Here is a 22,136-nt window from a genome sequence, read left to right as displayed (position 1 = left end):
CGACCTCATTCGAGTCTAGACAAAATGACACCAAATGAGTTTTACTATGATCAGCTACCCCAACAAAACAAGGTGGCTTAACTAGAGCGGAATATCACTTATAAATACGCTTTTAGTTGTTCAAACATGTGGGACCACCTCTGATTGGCATTTATTGTGTTTGCTGCACTCTGTGGTGTACTCATCGCCATTTGGGTGTTTAAGCACTTTAATATTTATATCCCACTAGAAAATCAAAACGTCAATATCGACCTGCAAGAGCCATTACAAGCCGAAGTCAAAATTCATGATGCCTTGGATGTGGATGTGACAGGGCGGGTGAATGCTGAAATTCCGATACATGAAAATTTAAATATTCCCTTAACTCAAACGCTGACACCACGGGTGTATTTTGATAATCAAGTCCCGATCAAGACCACGATTCCAGTGCGTGAAACTTTGAAAGTGAATCAAAACCTTCCTGTGAATACCAAAGTGAAAGTCAGAGTCATGGGGCAGGATGTGACATTGCCACTCAAAGGTGATATCCCGATACAATTGGATATTTCAGTAAATATGAATGTGCCTTTGGAGCAAAAAGTACATTTAAAATTTGATGCGCCAGTCAAAACCGTGCTGAAAGAAAACCTGCATATTCCACTCAATGCAAATTTAAAAACCAACATTCCTATTGAAGGTAATTTGAATGTTCCAATTAAAACGGCATTGAAAGCGACAGTGGACGTACAAAATACGTTGCCCGTTCAAATTAAAAAGGGTGAATTGGTGATTCCACTAAAAACAATGCGACTCAATAGAGAGCATGCCAAAACTGAAGCGAAAGCTCAGGAGTAAGCCATGTGGATATTTCAATCGGCGAAGCGTATCATTTTGAGTTTTATCGCAGTTGCATTGTTGGTTGCGGTACTATTTTGGTTGTATTTAAATATTTATGCGTCGATGCAAGTACGTGCAAAAAATGCAGATATTCAATTGTCGCATTCACTACCCACCAAAATTTCCGTTGGCAATTATTTGCAAACGCAGTCCATCGGGACGTTGGATACGCAGATTGCTTTAGATCGGAAGCTGTAACTGCCCTTAAAGGGAAAATATCTGGCAGATTTGCAGTTTAGTGTAGAGGTTCCGATCTCAGTGGATATTGATTATTCCACCAATATTCAAATTAACCAGACGATGCCGCTTGAGGCGACCACAGATTTGGTGATTAAAAATAAACTTGTGCCGAAATTTCCCTTAAAAATGGACATTCCTGTCAAGTTAGATGTGCCTTTTCATTTGAAAAGAACCTATAACATTCCTATTCGAATTAATTTTAATGGCCCTGTGTATTTTGAGTTTAATGAAAAAGTTGATTTGCATGTGGTACATCAGTTTGCACCACAGCTAAAACTGAATGACCCGATGACCATGCGAAAAATTGCAACCTTTAATGCCACGATGTACAACGCAGAGCGTAATACCAAGGCAAATTTAGATATGAATATGGATTTGCCGATAAAAAATGTACATCCATAAGCATGATTCAACTCAAAAAAAGCCCGAATCAATTCGGGCTTTTTTGTGGGTTCAATCTTATTTTAAAGCAGCTTCAACAGCACTACGTAGAGAAGTAGTTGGGTGACCGAGTAACTGTTCCAAGTCCTTACGATCACTTTGCATCGCACCGTCAATGCTATTGATATCGGCATCGACGATCACATCTACAAGACCAGCAGGTAATCCAGCTTGTAATAGACCTTGTGTATAGTCTTCTGTAGTTAGATTTTGATAGTGAACATTTTGACCTGAAACTTGCTGTAGGGTTTCAGCAAGCTGTGCCAATGTGAAACTGTCTGAGCTTGCAAGTTCATAGGTTTTATTCTCATGACCAGAGCTTGTAAGTACTTTTGCAGCTGCTTCAGCATAGTCAGCACGGGTCGCTGCATTAATTTTCCCATCCTTTGCTGCACCAAATAAGGTACCTGTTTCCACCACATGTCCTGCAGCAGCAAGATAGTTTTCGACATACCAGTTATTTCGTAAGAAGGTATAGGTTAAACCACTAGCTTGAATCAGACTTTCTGTTTCACGATGTTCTTGAGATAAACCCAATGGTGACGTATCTGCACGTAACAGGCTGGTATAAGCAAGATATGGAACTTTCGCTTCTACTGCAGCATCAATTACGGCTTTGTGTTGTGGAGTACGCCGACCAATTTCATTGGCAGAAATGAGTAATAATTTATCGACACCTTGTAGTGCAGGAACAAGTGTATCTGGTTGATCATAGTCAAAATGACGAAGTTCGATGCCTTGAGCTTGTAGAGATGCTGCTTTTTCTGGTGATCGAACTAAAGCGATGATGTTTTCGGCCGCGGTTTCTTTCAATAAAAATTGAAGGACCAATTGGCCTAGTTGACCTGTTGCACCTGTAATTGCGATTTTCATATTTAAACCCTCTGATTGTTGAATCAATGATCTTGATGGTTGAATCTTAATCTGTTAACTTACTAAATGTAAGTACGTACCAAAAAGTAAGTTAGTGACTTTGAGGAAAGATTTAATGAACACATACGCTACAAGTAAATTATTAGGTCAAGTTTTATCCACGGACTGTCCATCTAGAGAAATATTGGAACATCTCACCAATAAATGGTCAGTATTAGTTTTGCGTTGTTTGACTGAAGGGGTACACCGTTTTAGTGAACTTAAGCAGCGGATCGAAGGGGTGAGCGAAAAGATGCTGGCTCAAACGCTGAAAATGCTCGAGCAAGATGGTTTTATCTTACGGACAGTCTATCCAGTCGTGCCACCCAAAGTTGAATATCAACTGACTTTAATGGGCTCACAGGCTGCAGAAAAGTTAATGCATCTGATTGGTTGGGTTGAACGAACATTGCCTGAAATTATTGAAGCCAAGGAAAATGCACGTAAATAGCTTTCAGAAATGGGGAGTGAAATTCGTTTGCTATTTATCAAAGCTATTTTGATGATGAGCTAAAGATTTTCGAGCGATGTGCGGATTTTCCTAAAAATTTGCATCAGCACCAAGATGAATGAAATTTATAGTATTGCTGAATAATATTGTTCGAGAAATTCTTTAAAATATGGCAGAATAAGCGGTTTTAAAGTTTTTAGAGGATTGGCAAACATGCGCTTTGTTGATGAAGCAGTCATTACCGTAGAGGCTGGCGACGGTGGCAATGGCGTAGCCAGTTTTCGCCGTGAAAAATTCGTACCATTTGGTGGTCCAGATGGTGGTGATGGTGGTCGTGGCGGTAACGTATACGTTCAAGCCGACAACGACACAAGTACCCTAGTAGATTATCGTTATACACGTAAATTCCGTGCAGAACGTGCTAAAAATGGTCGTGGAGCGAACTGCTCAGGCCGTGGCGGTGAAGATACCGTATTGCTCGTTCCAGTGGGCACAACAATTGTAGATACAGAATCTGGCGATATCATCGGCGACTTAGTGGCTGACGGTCAGCGTGTGTTAGTGGCAGCAGGTGGTGAAGGTGGTTTGGGTAATACTCACTTCAAATCTTCAACCAACCGTTCTCCACGTAAATGTACACACGGCTCAAAAGGCGAATATCGTGAAATTCGTCTTGAATTAAAAGTACTCGCAGACGTTGGTTTGTTGGGTATGCCAAATGCAGGTAAATCAACCTTTATCCGTGCAGTTTCAGCAGCAAAACCAAAAGTTGCAGATTATCCATTTACCACTATGGTGCCAAACCTAGGTGTGGTTGATGCCGATAGTCACCGCTCATTTGTAATGGCGGATATTCCGGGTCTAATCGAAGGTGCTGCAGAAGGTGCAGGTCTAGGTATTCGATTCCTGAAACACTTGGCACGTACACGTATTTTATTACACATCGTAGATGTTCAACCGATTGATGGTTCTGACCCTGCGTACAATGCAAAAGCAATTTTGGAAGAGTTGAAAAAATTCTCCCCAACGCTTTCAAAATTACCTGTTGTATTGGTACTCAATAAAGTAGACCAATTGGCGGCTGAAACGCGTGATGAATGGTGTGATCACATTCTCGAAGAGTTGCAGTGGAAAGGCCCTGTATTCAAAACTTCAGGTTTAACATTTGAAGGTACTAAAGACGTTGTGTACTACCTGATGGATCAAATTGAAGAACAGCGCGAACGAGAAACTGAAGATCCTGAATATGCTGCAGAAGTTAAAGCGTTCCGTGATCAGCTTGAAGTTGAAACACGTGAGCAAACGCTTGCTGCGAAAGAAGCATATCGTGAAATGCGTCGTCAACAACGTCTGGCAGGTCAAGGTGAAGACTTTGATGATGAATTTGAAGACGGTGATGATGAGGCAGAATCGTACTACGTACGTTAATTGCTGAATAAGTGTCAAAGCAAACAAGTCTGAGGACAAGATGATAGAAGTGGTAGATGGGCAACGTCAGCTCAAGGGTTGTAAACGTATCGTTGTTAAAATCGGATCATCACTACTCACAGCAAACGGAAAAGGGTTAGATCTGGATGCAATCTCGCATTGGGCGGGACAAATTGCAGAACTACACAATGCAGGGCACGAGATCATTCTTGTGTCTTCCGGTGCTGTGGCTGAAGGGATGGTTCGTATGAATTTGGACAACCGACCCACAGATCTACCCAGTCTACAGGCTTGTGCTGCCATTGGTCAGATGGGCTTAATTCATACTTGGTCTAGCGTATTAGAACAACGTTCGATTCGCACAGCGCAAGTGTTGTTAACGCATGATGACTTGGCAGACCGTCGTCGCTATTTGAACTCTTGTGATGCTTTGCAGCATTTGATTGATTGGCGTGTGATTCCTGTGATCAATGAAAATGACACAGTGTCGACTGACGAAATCCGCTTTGGCGATAACGATACTTTGGCTGCGATGGTGGCTGGACAGGTTCATGCAGACCTCTTGGTGATTCTAACTGACCAAGAAGGCATGTTTGACTCTGACCCTCGTTCCAATCCAGATGCAAAACTGTTCCATACAGTACGCGCAATGGATGAATCATTATTCGATATGGCTGGCGGCGGCGGTAAATTCGGTCGTGGTGGTATGTTGACCAAAGTTCGTGCGGCACGTTTGGCAGCCAAGTCAGGTTGCCCAACAGTCATTGCGAGCGGTGATAGCGACAATGTGCTTTCACGCGTGATGGCAGGTGAATTACTTGGTACCTTATTCATTACCGATAATGACCGTGTCACAGCCCATCAACAATGGTTAGCTGCACATTTACAAACAGCTGGTCGTTTAGTGATTGATGATGGCGCAGTCAAAGCCATTCGTGATAATCACCGCAGTTTATTACCTGTCGGTGTGAAAGCGGTTGAAGGGCATTTTGAACGTGGTGATGTGGTGGAATGTGTCGATACACAAGGTCATCGAGTTGCCGTTGGTCGTGTAAACTTCAGTTCACGTTCGGCAGAAATCGTTAAAGGTTTGGCCTCAGATAAAGTTCATCAAGTTTTAGGGGAAGCCCGATCACTTGAAATGATCCATCGCAATCATATGTCAATTTACTAAATTGAAAGATCAAAATCCTGCTTCCGAGCGGGATTTTTTATGGCATGCCATTTGAATATAACGATAAAAATAGAAATAAGAGGAAAAGAAGATGAGCGAAATTTAATATTTAAACCTTCAAGATCTAAAAGATGAGCAGGCTCAACTGTGTGAATTATTGGCACAATGTGTGCAAGATGGTGCATCACTGGGTTTTTTAACTAAAGAATCTAAGTCGCACTATGATGAATATTGGTCTGCTGTGGCAAAGGATATTCAAAAGCATAAAACCTTTTTGTGGGCGGCGCTACAAAGCGGTGAAATTGTGGGCACAGTACAATTGGTTCGTGCCACCAAAGCCAATGCACTGCATCGTGCTGAGATTGAAAAACTTATGGTGCATCCAAAGGTACGTCAGCAAGGCATTGCTCACCAACTATTAACACTTGCAGAAGATAAAGCAAAACACTTGAACTTGAAATTACTTGTACTTGATGCGCGTTCAGGCGATGTCTCTGAAAAGCTATATGAAAAATTTAACTTTATAAAAGCTGGGATCATCCCGCAATTTGCATTGAGCCATACAGGTACAATAGATTCAACGACATTATTTTATAAATTATTAGTTTAAGTTGAAACGGATGGATATTTTAGACCAAAACTCCTGCACAGATGCAGGAGTTTTTCATTAAAGGTTCTTTTGATTAACTCGTTTAGAGAGTTCTTCCGCACTTTCAACTCGTTCAGAATAGCGATCTGTGAGGTAGGCAGATTGACCACGTGTGAGTAGGGTAAATTTATATAATTCCTCCATCACATCGACAATGCGAGTGTAATAGGAGGAAGGTTTCATGCGATCATTTTCATCAAACTCTAAAAATGCTTTTGCAACGGAAGATTGATTTGGAATCGTGATCATCCGCATCCAACGCCCAAGGATGCGCATTTGGTTAACAGCATTAAAAGATTGCGAACCACCACTGACTTGCATTAACGCCAGCGTTTTACCTTGAGTAGCACGAATGGCACCTGACGCTAAAGGAATCCAATCAATTTGTGCTTTCAATATAGAGCTCATCGCACCATGTCGTTCTGGCGAACACCAAACCATGCCTTCAGACCATGTAAGCAATTCATGTAATTCCTGAACTTTGGGATGTGAAGTTTCAGCATCTTCAGGCAGTGGAAGACCTTTAGGATGAAAAATTTTGACTTCTGCACCAAAATGTTCAAGGATTCGACCCGCCTCCAATACCGTTAGGCGGCTAAATGAGCGTTCACGGTTAGAGCCATATAGCAGCAGAATGCGTGGCGGATGTTCAAGTGCTTTAGCTTGAACTTGTTCAAAACGCGGTGTTTCAAGTAAATCTAGTTGAATATTGGGGAGCTTCATTTTAGTTCTCTTTATACCATTTGCGTTTTAGCCAGAGCGATACACTCACTAATGCAATAAGCACAGGCACTTCAACCAATGGGCCAATAATCGTGGTAAATGCAATCGGAGATGCAATGCCAAAGGTGGCGATGGCAACAGCGAGGGCAAGTTCAAAATTATTACCCGCTGCGGTAAAGGATATGGCAGTGGTTTTGGCGTAATTATTACCCATCCATTTGCTCATCAAAAAGCTAATGAAAAACATCACCATAAAGTAGATCGTGAGGGGAATGCCAATACGCAGTACATCCATTGGAAGGCTCAAGACATCTGCACCTTTGAGGCTAAACATCACCACAATGGTAAAGAGTAATGCCATTAAACTGATGGGGCTGATTTTGGGTATAAATTGATTTTTATACCAAGCCAGACCTTTTTGTTTTACCAATATGGCACGCGTCAGGAAACCGAGCAGGAAGGGAATACCTAGATACACCAATACTGCATGTGTGATGGTCCAAAAGCTGACTTGGATCACTTGTGCTTCTATACCAAAATAAGGCGGTAAAAAACTCAAAAAGAACCATGCGTAGGTACTAAAAAATGCAATTTGGAAAATACTGTTAAAGGCCACTAAAGCCGCTACGTATTGGTTATCCCCACAAGCGAGATCATTCCAAACCAGAACCATTGCAATGCAACGTGCTAAACCAATCAGAATCAAACCGGTCATGTATTCAGGGTAGTGTTGTAAAAACACGATCGCCAAAATAAACATCAGGCAAGGTGCGATTAACCAATTTTGAACCAGTGATAGGTATAAGGTACGTTTATCTTTAAACACTTCAGACAGCGCTTTGAAATCCACTTTGGCCAAAGGCGGATACATCATCAGGATTAAACCAATGGCAATCGCAATATTGACATCACCGATATTGAGTTGATTTAAAGCTCTTGAAGCACTTGGAATATAGACGCCAATCGCAATGCCTAGCCCCATTGCGATAAAAATCCATAGCGTTAGATTGCGGTCTAGAAATGACAGTTTTGCAGCAGCCATTATTGGATCTCTGAAATTTTTTGGATTTCTAGGTTGAGTTCTTCACGACTTAATTGCGTAAAATCGAGTGCAAATAAAGCATCTAAACGGCGGTTAATATGCGCCACGGTATCAAGAAATGCTGCAAGTTTTATTTCATCTACAAGCTCTAAATGGGAAGGATCTTCTAAGCCCCAGTGGGCTTTGATGGCAGAGCCTAAGTAAATTGGGCAAGCTTCTTGAGCGGCAGAACCACAGACGGTAATTACCACATCGGGTTGATATTGTTCACATGCTGCGATGGTTTTACTCGACAAACCCTCAGTCGGTAGATTGAGGTTTTGTAGGGTTTTCAAGGTAAACGGGTGGACTTGTCCTGAAGGTTTACTACCTGCGCTATAGGCATGGAAACCTTCAGGGGCACGATGGTTAAAAAGTACTTCGGATAAAATGCTGCGGCAGCTATTGCCAGTACATAGAAATAAAAAATTCATAGCGTTTCACACAATGTTGTAGTGCCTTTCGGAGAGTTTAAATCGAGATTTTTAAATCGTTCTTGGTGACGCATGACATCAAGTATTTGTGTACACCAAGTAGGCAGTGCAGGGTGAATGGAGTAATAGACCCATTGACCTTTGCGTTGATCACTCAAAACACTAGATGACCGTAGTAGCGCTAGATGGCGCGAAATTTTGGGTTGGCTTAATTCAAGGGACTCGGTGAGTTCGCAGACGCAGAGTTCACCTTTACATGCCAACAGCATGATGATGTTCAGACGAGTCTCATCTGCAAGTAATTTGAAAAATTCAGTCTGTTCCATGTTTATCTGTATATATGGATTTTCATATATATTTACATGTGAATATATGGATGTCCATATGTTTTCTTCAATAAAAATCCCACACTTGGTGGGATTTTTATATTTAGATCAGTTTAAAAGTCGAATGAAGTTTGTAAGAAGAAAGTACGTGGCTGACCAATATATTTACCACCTGTTGCATCTGATGAACGGGTGAAATACTGTTTATCAAAGACATTCTTAATACCAGCAGCAACTCTAACCCCTTGTAGCGAACCGCCAAAGTCATAGCCTGTACGCACAGCAAAAGTTGAATAGCCTGGAATATCGCCTAGTTTACCATTTGCTGTTTCTTCAGTTTGGTAGATGTTAGAATCTTGGTTGCCTGGGGCACGTTGTTTAGATTGTGCATACATGTCGGCATTGATGGACCAAGCATCATATTTATAACCTAAGCCAAAGTTTGCGACATTTTGTGAATAGAAGGGCAAATCTTTACCTTTAAAGTTACCTGCTTCAGCAACCGCTTTGGTATAGGTGTAATTACCATAGGCTTTTAAGCCTTCGAGATTGTCAGCTAAATGTCCAAAGTCATAGCTAAAACCGGTTTCGATCCCTTTATGACTTGTAGCACCGAGGTCAGTCCAAATGCCATTGTTTGCAGCATCACGTTCTAAAATCAGTTCTTTGTCAAAATCTAGATAAAACGCAGTCAATTCAGCACTCAAACCATTGCCTAAATATTTGGTACCAATTTCATAGTTATTAGACTTTTCAGGATGTAAGCCATCTAAGGTGGTGACCGCTGTAGTACCTTGCGTTGTTGCTAACTGGTTATATTGCTGTGGACCAAAAGAGACACCGGCATTGGCAAAGAAATTCCAATGGTCTGTTGCTTTATACAGGATAGCTAAACTTGGCAAAAATTCCTCAGATTGGATCGATGGATGAACAGTATTTTGTAATACGCCATTTTTATAGGCACTAAAACTGTTTTGCGTATCAATCGATTCAAAACGAACGCCGGGTGTAATATTCCATTTACCCAGTTCTATACGGTTATCGATATAAGCAGCGTGTGCTTTGGTGCCACCCGCACTACGGGTACGTGCTATAAACTGACCAGGTTCTGCATCTGCTGCGTATTCAGTACGGCCTGCGAACTCGGTGCTTTCTTCATCCATATAACGGTAGCCTACAGTCACTTCATTCAGCGTGCTACCTAAACTATAGCTACGTGAATAACGTGGCTCAATGGCAAAGACTTTATAATCACGCGGTGAGGCATCTAAGCGATGATTGCCGTTGGCTAAAGTAGATTCAAGGTTGCTGGTACGGAATGAATCGATGTAATAACTTAAAAGTTCAAAGTTGTTCGTGTCATCTTTATGTGTATAACGTAGGGATACATCTGAACGACGGCCAGTGAAAAAGTCACGATAATGCGACGTTTGATATGGATTTGCTTTGAATTCAGCAGCACTTAAACCTTCAGGCATTTCACCTGTACCATCGTAATGATGGAAATTTAATGCGATTTTATCTTGATCTGTTATGTCATAAGCGGTTTTTAACATGACATCATCAATGTCATTTTTATTGTTCGCTTCACGATAACCGTTGCCTTTAGTACCTGAATAAAGCAAGGCAAGACCTAAACCATTATCAAATGTTCCACCAACAAACAGACTAGGACTTAATTTTACCTGATCCGTACCAGTTGCATATTCAGAGTTTAATGCCACGGCACCTTTAAAGTCTTCAGGAATGCTACGTGTGGCAAAGTTAATAATACCGCCGACATTTTGTGGCCCAAAACGAACAGAACCTGCACCACGGACTACATCAACAGATTCTATATTTCCTAACGAAACAGGCGCCATCGAAAGTTGTGGTTGGCCATACGGTGCAAATGACATTGGTATGCCATCGATCAACACGGTTGAACGTGGAGAGAGGCGAGAGGTTAATCCTCGAACGCCAATATTTAATGAAACATCGCTACCGCCAGTACCATTATTTTCTTGAACCTGAACGCCGGGAACTTGGCGTAACGCATCTTTTAGTGATGTTGCTGCGCTTTCGTTTAATCGTTTACGGTCAATGATGGTCCGCGCACCGGCATGCTTTTGCACCTTTTTTTCATTGGCGTTTTCTAGCCAGTTCCCTTGAGTTTCAATGGTGATGGTCGGTAAAACATCTGCTTGCGCGGTATCTGTATTTTCAGCAGCAGAAGCCATAGTGGCAACCATGCTTATGCCTACGGCAATACTCAGCGGTAAAAGCGGGAAATTTTGAAGCTTTGGAGATTTTTTGCTTGAACTATACATAAAAGTGTGAGCAATGGAGAGAGTGCGCGTATCATAACCGTGAGTGCGATAAATTTAAATAAGGATGATTATCATTTAAAACTATGAGTTTGATTAAGCTAATAGACTTTTTAATTTAAATAAAGAATAGATGGAATTTATAGTCAAAAAAACCGCGCTAAAGCACGGTTTCTTAAATGAATTTAATTATTTGAACTGGATAGAGCCGTTTGCACTGACCGTGATTTTAGATTCACCACCTGCCATTTCTTGTTCAGGAATAGCATCGGCACTTGCAGCTTTCATCATAGCCATACGCGGTACTGGCTGACCACCATAATTGCTGGTATTTAAATTAATATTAACTAAGTTATAGCCCGATTTATTCCATGCCTGAGCGAGCGCTTGGGCACGTTGTTGAAAGTTTTTGGATGCTTCAACCATCAGTTCATTTTCAACTTTTTTACGTTGTGCATCTGAAATGCTGAAACTGATTGATTCCGTTTGGAAATTTTGTTGTAACTCGCTCACCAATTGGCTAGCTGCTTTAAAATCTGTACTTTCTAAACGCACTTCGGCACGACCACGCCATTCTTTCAATTTACGACTGTCATTGTCATAAATCGGGTAGGTGCTTTGAGACCCCGTTTCGATTTTTACCGCAGGGTATTTACGGGCTGTGTTCACCGCTTGGGTCATCAATTGGTTGATTTGGGTAGCAAGTTCAGCCGGTTGTTTATTTGACTTTTCAATATATAAAACGGCATGCATTTGGTCGTTTGACACTTGGCGAGTGGCATCCGCCTGAATGTTCACGATGTTGTAATTGAGTGGGTCGGCTGCTTGAGTTGCTGCGGCCAAACCTAAACCTGATGCTAATAAAACAGTAGATAAGATAATTTTACGCATTGTTATGACCTATTCTTCTTTCAGAATGACTAATTTAGCTTATGCTCTTATCTTAAAAGGGGATTGTGATGGATTAAAGGAAAATCTGTGGTGGGATTGTAAATCTTTCAAGAAAAATAAATGCAGTGCTTGATGAATATTTATTTAAATAATCAGTACTTAGTTGTTTAAATAATTGAAGATTACAATAATCATTCATAAGTTGTAAAAAAGCATAAAATAAAAAGGTTTTCTTTGTTTTGTCACACTGTAAGATGATAATTCAGGATATCCATGGAATAGATCTGTTTTTTCTCTAAATTATCTTTTTATTTGATCATAAAAGTGATTTATTTTATTGAAAAAGTCTGTATCATCCGCCGTCTAGTTAGCCATTACACAAAGAGCTCTTAAAACTAACTAGAAACTCATAAAGCACCGAGTCAAAGGACCGCAAGTCACCCGACTTATTTCTTTCAACCCATATCAGAGATGGTAATTCGATATGAGCGTTTCTTCTGTAAACCCTGCCACTAATTCTACTAACGAATACTATTTGACTCGCCAAAGCCAGATGGAATCCAATGTTCGTAGCTATCCGCGTAAACTTCCACTTGCGATAGCAAAAGCTTTAGGTTGTTGGGTTACTGATGTTGAAGGTACAGAGTACCTCGATTGTTTAGCTGGGGCAGGAACATTGGCATTAGGCCATAATCATCCTGCGGTAATTCAAAGTATCCAAGACACACTTGCAAGTGGCCTCCCATTGCATACTTTGGATTTAACAACGCCTTTAAAAGATGCTTTTACTGAAGCACTACTTGAGCAATTACCTGGTGGTAAAGAAGAGTATTGTCTACAGTTCTGTGGCCCGTCTGGTGCAGATGGTACAGAAGCAGCAATTAAATTAGCAAAAACTTACACTGGTCGTAGTTCAGTAATCAGCTTCTCAGGTGGCTACCATGGTATGACTCACGGTTCTTTAGCAATGACAGGTAACTTGTCTGCTAAAAATGCTGTGAACGGCTTAATGCCGGGTGTTCAATTTATGCCGTATCCGCATGAATACCGTTGCCCATTAGGCATAGGTGGTGAAGCGGGTGTAGACGCATTAACGTATTATTTCGAAAACTTCATTGAAGACGTAGAAAGCGGTGTAACAAAACCTGCAGCTGTAATCTTGGAAGCAATCCAAGGCGAAGGCGGTGTAGTGACTGCACCTGTAAAATGGTTAAAGAAAATCCGCGAAGTGACTGAAAAGCACAACATCGTGTTGATTCTTGATGAAGTACAAGCGGGCTTTGCACGTTCAGGTAAAATGTTTGCCTTTGAACATGCAGGTATTGAGCCAGACGTCATTGTAATGTCTAAAGCGGTAGGTGGTAGCTTACCACTTGCAGTATTGGGCATTAAACGTAAGTTTGACGCATGGCAACCAGCGGGTCACACGGGTACATTCCGTGGTAACCAATTGGCGATGGGTACGGGTCTTGCAACAATCAAAACCATTAAAGAGCAAAATCTTGCGCAAAATGCGCAAGAACGTGGTGATTTCTTACAAGCTGAATTGAAAAAATTAGCGGTTGAATTCCCATGTATCGGTAACGTACGTGGCCGTGGTTTGATGATTGGTGTTGAAATTGTTGATGAACGTCAAAAAGCAGATCACATGGGCTCATTACCAGGTGATTCTCAATTGGCAGCAGCAATTCAAGCAGCATGTTTCAACAACAAATTGTTGTTAGAAAAAGGTGGTCGTAACGGTACAGTCATTCGTTTACTTTGCCCATTGATCATTAACCAAGCTGAATGTATTGAGGTGATCGTTCGCTTCAAGAAAGCACTTGCTGAAGCACTTGTTGCAACTCGAGGCGCGTAATAATGGTTGATTTTGCAGAACATCGTAAAGCGTTATTCTGCAATGATGCACAATCCATTGCTGACTACCAGTCAGCAATGGGCGAAGCGGTAAAAGCCGTTTCTGCATGGTTGCAAAATGACAAAATGTACACCGGCGGTAGTATTAAAGAGCTTCGTAGTGCAATTGCATTCAATCCTTCTAAAGAAGGTATGGGTGTACAAAAATCACTAGACCGTATGGTTGAGCTGTTCTTAAACAAAAGCTTAAAAGTACATCACCCACATTCTTTAGCGCATTTGCATTGCCCAACAATGGTAACAAGCCAAATCGCTGAAGTGCTCATTAACGCGACAAACCAATCGATGGACTCATGGGATCAAAGCCCTGCCGGTTCATTGATGGAAGTTCAGTTGATCGATTGGCTTCGCCAAAAAGTAGGCTACGGTGCAGGTCAAGCAGGTGTATTCACCTCTGGCGGTACACAGTCTAACTTGATGGGTGTTTTGCTTGCACGTGATGCGTGCATCGCAAAAAACTGGAAAGACGAAAACGGCAATCCGTGGTCTGTTCAGCGTGATGGTGTGCCAAATGAAGCTATGCGTAATGTTAAAGTCATTTGTTCTGAAAATGCACACTTCTCTGTGCAAAAGAACATGGCGATGATGGGCATGGGCTTCCAATCTGTGGTGACTGTTCCTGTGAACGACAACGCACAGATGGATGTAGTCGCACTTGAGAAAACCATGGCTCACCTTCAAGCGGAAGGTAAGATCGTGGCATGTGTGGTTGCAACTGCGGGTACAACTGATGCAGGCGCAATTGACCCATTGAAAGAAATTCGTGAAATCACCAACAAATATGGCGCGTGGATGCATATCGACGCAGCATGGGGCGGTGCACTGATTCTTTCAAATGACTATCGTTCAATGTTAGACGGTATTGAACTGTCTGACTCGGTAACGCTTGATTTCCATAAGCATTACTTCCAAACGATTTCATGTGGTGCGTTCTTGCTGAAAGATGAAGCGAACTATCGTTTCATGCATTATGAAGCTGAGTACTTAAACTCTGCTTATGATGAAGAGCATGGGGTTCCTAACTTGGTGTCTAAGTCACTACAAACAACTCGCCGTTTTGACGCGTTGAAATTGTGGATGACGGTTGAAGCGCTAGGTGAAGAGCTTTACGGTTCGATGATCGACCACGGTGTAGGTCTAACACGTGATGTTGCAGATTATATCAATGCAACTGATGGTCTAGAAATGCTGGTTGATCCTCAATTTGCATCCGTATTGTTCCGTGTGATCCCTGAAGGTTACCCAGTTGAATTGTTAGATACATTGAACCAAAACGTAGCAGACGAATTGTTTGCACGTGGTGAAGCGAATATTGGTGTAACTAAAGTAGGTCAGGTTCAATCTTTGAAAATGACGACTTTAAGCCCAGTAGCGACTTTAGACAACGTGAAGAATTTGCTTGCTCTGGTGCTTGCAGAAGCGGATCGTATCAAAGGCCCAATCGCTGACGGTACATATACACCTGCAATTGACTAATTGTCATTTTGTAGTTGTAGAAGAAGGGGCTCATTTGAGCTCCTTTTTTTTAAATGAAAAGGCGCTTAATTTATTACATGGCCGCAATTTTTCATTGAGAGATGATAGTTTACTGCGTAGGCAGATTGTTACTTTGAGGGATCAAAGTAACTAAAATCCTTCTCAGGCAAAAGGTACATCCATGTGACCATTACCTTATAGTGACATCCCTGTCTCCAGTCGCGATAGTCATTGATGTTTATCATTTGATGAATGAGATACCACAATATTTATAACCAATATAAGGCTTGTAAAGGAGTTTCCCTCTCCTTGTAGGAGAGGGTTAGGGTGAGGTGAATGCAATACGATATTGATGTTATGCCGCAAACAATGGACTAAAACCTTTTTTACGCAATAATTTGCGGTACATGCTGGAACTGCGGTCCGCTGGAAAATGCGCTTCGATGCTTAAATCCAAAGGCAAATATTCAGGCTTTTGTGATTCAGAGACTAAGCGGTCTTCCTCAAATATTTTCAGGTTAAAGTCGTAAGCATCTTCTACAGGCAGGTCTTTGTCATAGTTACGGCAAATCGGTGCAAATAGACGGGTAGAACGAGCAGTCATCGGTGAAGCCGCATTCATAATCACTTGCTTGCTGTTATTTGGAAAATGAATCGTCAGCGTTGCGGTAAACGGCAGATGAATTTCAAAATGGCGCAGCCATTGAAAGCCATCTTGTCCACGTTGTTCTAAACCAATCGGGTAGCGCCCAACACTGCTCCAGTAATCTGCATGGAATCCTGTTGCAGTTTCAATGGTTTTATAGTCAGGTACTTCTGTATTTTCAGGGTCACCAAAAGTTTCTGGATGTACCCATGCAAAATGCGCGACATCAATAAAGCCTTCAAGCTGCCTGCCTGCGAAGCATTGAAAATCGACCGTTGGGCAAACCAATTGCTGAAACTCGGATTCATCCCAATATGGCATTGCAGGGATATTCGGTGCAGCCTCTTTAGCGGCAGTGAGGGAGCACCAAATTAAGCCATAACGTTCGACAGCTGCATAAGTTCGTAAATTAAAGCGAGGGGAGATCTTGTGATCGGGATGTGCGGGTATACGGTTGCAATGCCCATGTTCACCAAAGCGTAAGCCATGATAGCGGCAGACTACCCCTAGACCATCATTTTTGCCTAAACTTAGCGGTACGCCCCTATGCGGGCAGGCGTCTTTAGCGACAACCAGTTCATTTCCCATTTTATAGATAACGAGCGGCATATCTAAAAGCACAGTGCCATAAGGCTGTTCTGTAATGTCTCTCGATAAAGCAATCGGATACCAAAATTCTGCAAGTAAGTGCCAGTCATGTTCTTCAAAAGTCATATGCACAGGCAAGTCCGGATTAAATGTCGCAATGGCTTTGCTGGTCATTTTAGGCTCTGTTTTTATGTAAACTTGCATATTGAGCGAACTAAAAATGTAATGAAATTTCAATTATTGGAATACGGAGGAATAAAAAATCGAACATGCAAATGTGCAACATTCAGAAAAGGAGGGGAAATTGAAAAAAGAAAATAAGACAAAATATGACAAGGACATGAATTCTTACGAATATCAAAGTAGAAATAAATAAGACCAATACTTTGATAAATTTCATTACATGTTGAAAAATAAAGAATTATATTTAAATCAATGTGCAATCATCAATTATCATAAAAGCGTCATAAAGATGTAACCTAACTGTCATACTCTAAAATCAAAATGCGTATATCGAAAAAGTACAAGACTTTATTAGAAAGTGGCGTACTCCAATAAATGCATCAATAAAGAGAGATGAGAATGCGCTTAAATCATATCGCACTTGCTATGGTACTCACTACTGGGGCAACAGTCGCTACAACTGCAAATGCAGCTCGTGACACGATCCAAATTGCTGGTTCTTCAACTGTACTGCCTTATGCAAGTATTGTTGCAGAAGAGTTTGGTAATACATTCCCACAATTTAAAGCACCTGTTGTAGGTTCTGGTGGTACTTCAGGTGGTTTGAAACAATTCTGTAATGGCGTTGGTGATAACACAATTGATGTTGCAAACGCATCTCGTAAAATTAAAGGTACTGAATTGGCTGCATGTAAAAAAGCAGGCGTTAACCAAATCTTAGAAATTAAAGTTGGATATGACGGTATCGTATTTGCTTCAAATGCGAAAAAAGCGGCATTCAAACTTCGCCCACAGCACGTATTTGCTGCACTTGCTGCTGAATTACCATCAAAAGGTAAATTGGTTCCAAACCCATACACACGTTGGAATCAAATCGACCCAACTTTACCAAACGAAGCAATCACTTTAGTTATTCCTGCATCAAACCATGGTACACGTGAAGTGTTCCAAGAAAAAATGGTGGATGCTGGCTGTGAAACTTATGAAGCTTTCGCAAAATTAGATAAAGATGCTCAGAAAAAAGCATGTTCAACATTCCGTAAAGATGGTCGTGTGATTGAAATCGCAGGCGACTATACAGAGACATTGGCACGCTTAAAAACTTCACCTAACGCTGTAGGTGTATTCGGTCTAGGTTTCTATGACCAAAACCGTGACAAGTTACGTGTAGCAACAGTGAATAATGTAGCGCCATCTGAGAAAACAATTCTGAATGGTTCTTATCCTGTATCACGTCCATTGTTCTTCTACGTGAAAGGTGAACATCTTAAATCCATCAAAGGCTTGAAAGAGTTCACAGAATTCTTCCTAAGTAAAAAAGTATCAGGTAAAGGTTCGAAGCTAGAAAAAGCAGGCTTAATTTCAATGTCTGACAAAGAGCGCGCTGCAGTTCTTGCAAACTTTAAAGCGGGTAAAGCAGTTAAATAATTGGATTGAAACAGCCAATGGCAGGATTGACCTGCCATTGGCTTTTTGCAAAGAAACAGTTTTTTCAAGAAGGGCTTTTGAAAAAACAGTGGAGATTACATGAATCTGCTACTTATTGGTGTGTTGCTCGCAATTATTGCAATCGCTTATCAAGTTGGACTGACCAAAAGTCGCAAACTTGCAGGTAAAGGCAATAACTCAGCAATGTTGCATTCACGACCGGGCTATTATGGTGTTTTGGTCGCTTTATGGTGTGGGATTCCCGCTTTTTTAATCTTGATTGTTTGGAACTTGGTTGAACCGAGTATTTTTCAACACGTTATTTTAAATAATGTCCCAGAAAATATTCGTTTAGGTTTAGATCCTGCAAGCACAAGCGTAATGGTTGACCGCGTCCAAGCGATTGCTTCTGGTTTTGGAGTAAGTGATACGCCAGCTGCATATGAACTTGCAGCAGCAGAACAGTTACAGAAAATTGAAAACATCGGCTCATATGCAAAATTGGCCGTTGTAATTTGTGCGGCATTGATTGGTTTAGTTATGGCTAAACGCCGCATCGCAGAAAAATATCGTGCACGTAACCAAGTCGAAAAAGTTATTAATATCGCATTGGCACTGTGTTCGGGGGTCGCAATCCTGACAACAGTTGGCATTGTGATGTCGATGTTCAGTGAAGCCATGCGTTTCTTTAGTTTTGTCAGTCCACTCGATTTCTTCTTAGGCACTGAATGGAACCCCGGCTTTAGTACATCAGGGAATGCCGAAGGTAGTTATGGTTTGCTGCCACTCCTTTGGGGCACACTCATGGTCAGTGGTATTGCACTACTGGTTGCTGTTCCGGTTGGTCTGATGATTGCGATTTATTTGGCTGAATATGCAAAGCCAAATTTCCGTGCTTGGGCAAAACCGGCCATAGAAGTTCTCGCAGGTATTCCAACCATCGTTTACGGTGTATTTGCCTTAATGATTATTGGACCCTTTGCAAAACAGCTTGGCGCATATATTGGACTCGATATTAATGCAACCAGTGCTCTAACAGCAGGCTTTGTGATGGGGATTATGATTATCCCATTCGTTTCATCATTATCTGATGACATCATTACTCAAGTTCCTCGCGCGCTTCGTGACGGTTCACTCGGTTTGGGTGCAACAAAATCAGAAACTATTCGCCAAGTAGTGATACCTGCAGCTTTGCCGGGCATTATCGGTGCATTCTTATTGGCAGCATCTCGTGCAATTGGTGAAACCATGATTGTGGTACTTGCAGCAGGGAACAGTCCTTTACTACACATTAATCCGCTCGAAGCAGTGTCTACAGTCACCATTACCATCGTAAACCAATTAACAGGTGATACAGACTTTGCGAGTCCTCAAGCATTGGTTGCCTTTGCATTGGGCTTAACGCTGTTTGTAATTACTTTAGGTCTGAATATTGTTGCACTGTACATTGTGCGTAAATACCGTGAGCAATACGAATGAGTACGACGAATACATCAAACATGGATCAAAAATTTGATTCACATGCAGCCGCTGAGCTTCGTGAAAAACGTAAGAAAATCATTGAAAACTCATTGGCAAAAAGACACCGTAAAGAAAATACCTTTCGTGTCTTGGGCTTTAGTGCAGTAGTGACTGGCTTATTGTTCGTCGTGCTATTGTTTGGCAGTATTTTAGCCAAAGGCTTACCAGCATTCTGGCAAAGCTCGATGACGGTGCCTGTGTTTTTTGATCCAAGCATTGTCAATATAGGTGCGAAACCGGTTCAAAAAGAAGGTGAATCTCCTGCACAGTTCCAAGAGCGTTATATTGCTTGGCAAACAGAAATGGGCATGGTGGATTGGGATGCGCTGATTGTGAATGGGATCATTGCAAAAGATCCAGCGATTGCCTCTCAACGTGATGATCTCAACAGTTTATATACCAGTTCAGAAGCTTATCGCTTACGAGACATGGTTATGGTAGATCCTTCATTGATCGGTCAAAAACAAGATTTAAAAATCCTTGCAGATGCCAATGTCGATGTCTGGTTAGCCGGTAATATTGACCGTAGCTTGCCTGATGAACAGCAGCAATTGAGCCCTGAAGTACGCCAACTCGCAGATAAACTTAAAGCTGACGGTGTGATATCTAACTCATTTAATACTGAAATATTTAAAAATCCAGACTCTCGTAGCTCACCTGCAACTTCAGGTTTAGCAGGGGCGTTTATGGGTTCACTCTTCATGATGCTGATCGTGATCATTATTTCGATTCCAATCGGTGTAGCATCCGCAATTTACTTAGAAGAATTTGCACCTAAAAACTGGATTACCGATGTTGTCGAAGTCAACATTAACAACCTAGCAGCGGTTCCTTCGATTGTCTTTGGTTTACTTGGTGCTGCGATTTTTATTGGTTGGATGCACATGCCGCTTTCGGCACCTGTGGTTGGTGGTTTAGTCTTAAGTTTGATGACACTACCAACGGTCATTATTACCACACGTGCATCACTAAAAGCTGTCCCGCCATCGATTCGTCAAGCCGCATTAGGTTTAGGTGCATCACGTTTACAAACTGTATTTCACCATGTCTTGCCACTGGCATTACCGGGTATTTTAACCGGTGCCATTATTGGTGTTGCACAAGCCCTAGGTGAAACTGCTCCATTATTATTGATTGGTATGAGTGCCTTTGTGGCAAGTGTACCAGCCACTCCTTTAGATCAATCCACTGCATTACCTGTACAAATTTTCCTTTGGCAAGGTAACGAACTACGTAACTTCTTTGAAGGGCGTACCGCAGCAGCAATCATTGTACTTCTTGCTCTCATGATCGGCTTAAACAGTTTAGCGATCTGGTTACGTAAGAAATTTGAAGTACGCTGGTAATTGAGGGCATTATATGAATAGCGTCGTTACAACTGAAAAGAATTCCTTAGATCAGGATAAGTCCGTGAATCCAGAACAAACACAATTTACCTCTGCACAGGGCAGCCAAAAGCAAACCAATACTGCGTTTGTGTCACAATTCGATACGCAATCTAGCGCGAAAAAAGATGCGAAATCGACCAATGTGAAAATCAGTACCAATGATGTGCATGTGTACTATGGCGAATCTGAAGCGATCAAAGGCATTGATCTGAACATTTATGAAAATGAAGTGATTGCCTTTATTGGACCGTCTGGTTGTGGTAAGTCAACGTTTCTACGTACGCTCAACCGTATGAATGACACGATTGATTCTTGTCGTGTGACAGGGCAAGTGCTTATGGATAATCAAGATATCTATGATCCAAATCTCGATGTGGTGTTACTGCGTGCCCAAGTGGGTATGGTTTTCCAAAAGCCGAACCCATTCCCAAAGTCTATTTTTGACAATGTCGCTTATGGTCCAAAATTGCATGGTTTGGCACGTGACAAATACGACATGGAAGAAATTGTTGAAAATAGTCTGCGTAAAGCAGGCCTTTGGGATGAAGTGAAAGACCGTTTGAACCAACCGGGTACAGGACTTTCAGGTGGTCAGCAGCAACGTCTATGTATTGCGCGAACCATTGCTGTCAGTCCTGAAGTGATTTTAATGGATGAACCTTGTTCAGCACTCGATCCAATTGCAACAGCAAAAGTAGAAGAGCTCATCACTGAACTTTCAGCGCAATATACCATTGCGATTGTGACGCATTCGATGCAACAAGCAGCGCGAGTATCTGACCGTACCGCATATTTCCATTTGGGTGATTTGATTGAAGTGAATTCTACTGAAAAAGTCTTTACCCAACCAGATCATCAGCTGACAGAAGCCTATATTACAGGTCGTTTTGGTTAATCTAGACTGTTTGAAAATAGAGCCGAAAGGCTCTTTTTTTATGAAGTCAATAATTAGGTCAAAAAGTCTTGATAAAAATAAAATGCTCAATTTGGCTCAATGAGAATTATTTTCAAAAAATAGATTGAATTTTTGTGATGTAACCCACATGTTATACAACAT

19 protein-coding genes and 1 pseudogene are annotated in these 22,136 nt (G+C 41.5%); 12 read left to right on the top strand and 8 right to left on the bottom strand.

The window, feature by feature from the left end:
- Nucleotides 1-144 precede the first annotated feature (144 nt).
- Both FTT77_RS10815 and FTT77_RS10810 read left to right on the top strand, forming a co-directional pair.
- On the top strand, nt 145-834 hold the full coding sequence (locus tag FTT77_RS10815; protein ID WP_180109211.1) for an MFS transporter: 690 nt from the start codon (nt 145-147) through the stop codon (nt 832-834).
- Between the two features lie 3 nt (nt 835-837).
- Nucleotides 838-1,518 (top strand): annotated as a pseudogene (locus tag FTT77_RS10810) (hypothetical protein).
- Nucleotides 1,519-1,575: 57 nt separating this feature from the next.
- Here the strand turns inward: FTT77_RS10810 and FTT77_RS10805 are convergent.
- Nucleotides 1,576-2,430: an SDR family oxidoreductase gene (locus FTT77_RS10805; protein WP_180007685.1), complete on the bottom strand. Its 855-nt coding sequence runs from the start codon at nt 2,428-2,430 to the stop codon at nt 1,576-1,578.
- Nucleotides 2,431-2,545: 115 nt separating this feature from the next.
- Here FTT77_RS10805 and FTT77_RS10800 point away from each other — a divergent pair, with 115 nt between their 5' ends.
- The 4 genes from FTT77_RS10800 to FTT77_RS10785 all read left to right on the top strand — a co-directional run bounded on the left by FTT77_RS10800 (nt 2,546) and on the right by FTT77_RS10785 (nt 6,132).
- Complete coding sequence (locus tag FTT77_RS10800) at nt 2,546-2,920, top strand: helix-turn-helix domain-containing protein (protein WP_078191873.1); 375 nt, start codon at nt 2,546-2,548, stop codon at nt 2,918-2,920.
- Nucleotides 2,921-3,133: 213 nt separating this feature from the next.
- Nucleotides 3,134-4,348, top strand: coding sequence for an Obg family GTPase CgtA (gene cgtA / locus FTT77_RS10795; protein ID WP_180007686.1), 1,215 nt, complete (start codon nt 3,134-3,136; stop codon nt 4,346-4,348).
- 40 nt (nt 4,349-4,388) lie between these two features.
- Nucleotides 4,389-5,522 (top strand): glutamate 5-kinase, encoded by a 1,134-nt coding sequence (gene proB, locus FTT77_RS10790; RefSeq protein ID WP_078190202.1) that lies wholly within the window; start codon nt 4,389-4,391, stop codon nt 5,520-5,522.
- 157 nt (nt 5,523-5,679) lie between these two features.
- On the top strand, nt 5,680-6,132 hold the full coding sequence (locus tag FTT77_RS10785; RefSeq protein ID WP_180109212.1) for a GNAT family N-acetyltransferase: 453 nt from the start codon (nt 5,680-5,682) through the stop codon (nt 6,130-6,132).
- 57 nt (nt 6,133-6,189) lie between these two features.
- Here FTT77_RS10785 and arsH read toward each other — a convergent pair whose 3' ends face one another.
- The 6 genes from arsH to FTT77_RS10755 form a co-directional block, all read right to left on the bottom strand.
- Complete coding sequence (gene arsH, locus FTT77_RS10780; protein WP_168379190.1) at nt 6,190-6,894, bottom strand: arsenical resistance protein ArsH; 705 nt, start codon at nt 6,892-6,894, stop codon at nt 6,190-6,192.
- A gap of 1 nt (nt 6,895) precedes the next feature.
- Nucleotides 6,896-7,936, bottom strand: coding sequence for an ACR3 family arsenite efflux transporter (gene arsB / locus FTT77_RS10775; RefSeq protein WP_180109213.1), 1,041 nt, complete (start codon nt 7,934-7,936; stop codon nt 6,896-6,898).
- Nucleotides 7,936-8,409, bottom strand: coding sequence for an arsenate reductase ArsC (locus FTT77_RS10770; RefSeq protein WP_180007690.1), 474 nt, complete (start codon nt 8,407-8,409; stop codon nt 7,936-7,938). The genes arsB and FTT77_RS10770 overlap by 1 nt, the downstream gene beginning before the upstream one ends.
- On the bottom strand, nt 8,406-8,735 hold the full coding sequence (locus FTT77_RS10765; RefSeq protein ID WP_180109214.1) for a metalloregulator ArsR/SmtB family transcription factor: 330 nt from the start codon (nt 8,733-8,735) through the stop codon (nt 8,406-8,408). The genes FTT77_RS10770 and FTT77_RS10765 overlap by 4 nt, the downstream gene beginning before the upstream one ends.
- Nucleotides 8,736-8,848: 113 nt before the next feature.
- Nucleotides 8,849-10,966 (bottom strand): TonB-dependent siderophore receptor, encoded by a 2,118-nt coding sequence (locus FTT77_RS10760; RefSeq protein ID WP_257224714.1) that lies wholly within the window; start codon nt 10,964-10,966, stop codon nt 8,849-8,851.
- 264 nt (nt 10,967-11,230) lie between these two features.
- Nucleotides 11,231-11,932, bottom strand: coding sequence for an SIMPL domain-containing protein (locus FTT77_RS10755; protein ID WP_180007693.1), 702 nt, complete (start codon nt 11,930-11,932; stop codon nt 11,231-11,233).
- A gap of 484 nt (nt 11,933-12,416) precedes the next feature.
- On the opposite strand from FTT77_RS10755, the gene FTT77_RS10750 reads away from it, so the two are divergent.
- Both FTT77_RS10750 and FTT77_RS10745 read left to right on the top strand, forming a co-directional pair.
- Complete coding sequence (locus tag FTT77_RS10750) at nt 12,417-13,790, top strand: diaminobutyrate--2-oxoglutarate transaminase (protein ID WP_180109216.1); 1,374 nt, start codon at nt 12,417-12,419, stop codon at nt 13,788-13,790.
- A 2-nt stretch (nt 13,791-13,792) separates the two neighbouring features.
- Nucleotides 13,793-15,325, top strand: coding sequence for an aspartate aminotransferase family protein (locus FTT77_RS10745; RefSeq protein ID WP_180109217.1), 1,533 nt, complete (start codon nt 13,793-13,795; stop codon nt 15,323-15,325).
- 355 nt (nt 15,326-15,680) lie between these two features.
- On the opposite strand, the gene FTT77_RS10740 is transcribed toward FTT77_RS10745, so the two are convergent.
- Nucleotides 15,681-16,733: a Rieske 2Fe-2S domain-containing protein gene (locus FTT77_RS10740; protein WP_180109218.1), complete on the bottom strand. Its 1,053-nt coding sequence runs from the start codon at nt 16,731-16,733 to the stop codon at nt 15,681-15,683.
- A gap of 408 nt (nt 16,734-17,141) precedes the next feature.
- Between FTT77_RS10740 and FTT77_RS10735 the strand changes: the two genes are divergently transcribed.
- The 4 genes from FTT77_RS10735 to pstB all read left to right on the top strand — a co-directional run bounded on the left by FTT77_RS10735 (nt 17,142) and on the right by pstB (nt 21,974).
- Nucleotides 17,142-18,170, top strand: a complete 1,029-nt coding sequence (locus FTT77_RS10735) for a substrate-binding domain-containing protein (protein WP_168379199.1) — start codon at nt 17,142-17,144, stop codon at nt 18,168-18,170.
- A gap of 99 nt (nt 18,171-18,269) precedes the next feature.
- Nucleotides 18,270-19,649 (top strand): phosphate ABC transporter permease subunit PstC, encoded by a 1,380-nt coding sequence (pstC, locus tag FTT77_RS10730; RefSeq protein WP_180109219.1) that lies wholly within the window; start codon nt 18,270-18,272, stop codon nt 19,647-19,649.
- Nucleotides 19,646-21,037 carry a phosphate ABC transporter permease PstA gene (pstA, locus tag FTT77_RS10725; protein ID WP_180109220.1) on the top strand — a complete coding sequence of 464 codons (1,392 nt, stop codon included), beginning with the start codon at nt 19,646-19,648 and terminating at the stop codon, nt 21,035-21,037. The genes pstC and pstA overlap by 4 nt, the downstream gene beginning before the upstream one ends.
- Nucleotides 21,038-21,050: 13 nt before the next feature.
- Nucleotides 21,051-21,974 carry a phosphate ABC transporter ATP-binding protein PstB gene (pstB, locus tag FTT77_RS10720; RefSeq protein ID WP_168379202.1) on the top strand — a complete coding sequence of 308 codons (924 nt, stop codon included), beginning with the start codon at nt 21,051-21,053 and terminating at the stop codon, nt 21,972-21,974.
- Nucleotides 21,975-22,136 lie beyond the last annotated feature (162 nt).

Source organism: Acinetobacter sp. YH01010, from assembly GCF_013420775.1.
Taxonomy (GTDB): Bacteria; Pseudomonadota; Gammaproteobacteria; order Pseudomonadales; family Moraxellaceae; genus Acinetobacter; species Acinetobacter amyesii.
Note: the sequence above shows the minus strand (reverse complement) of the source record. Positions and strands in the feature narration are given on the sequence as shown.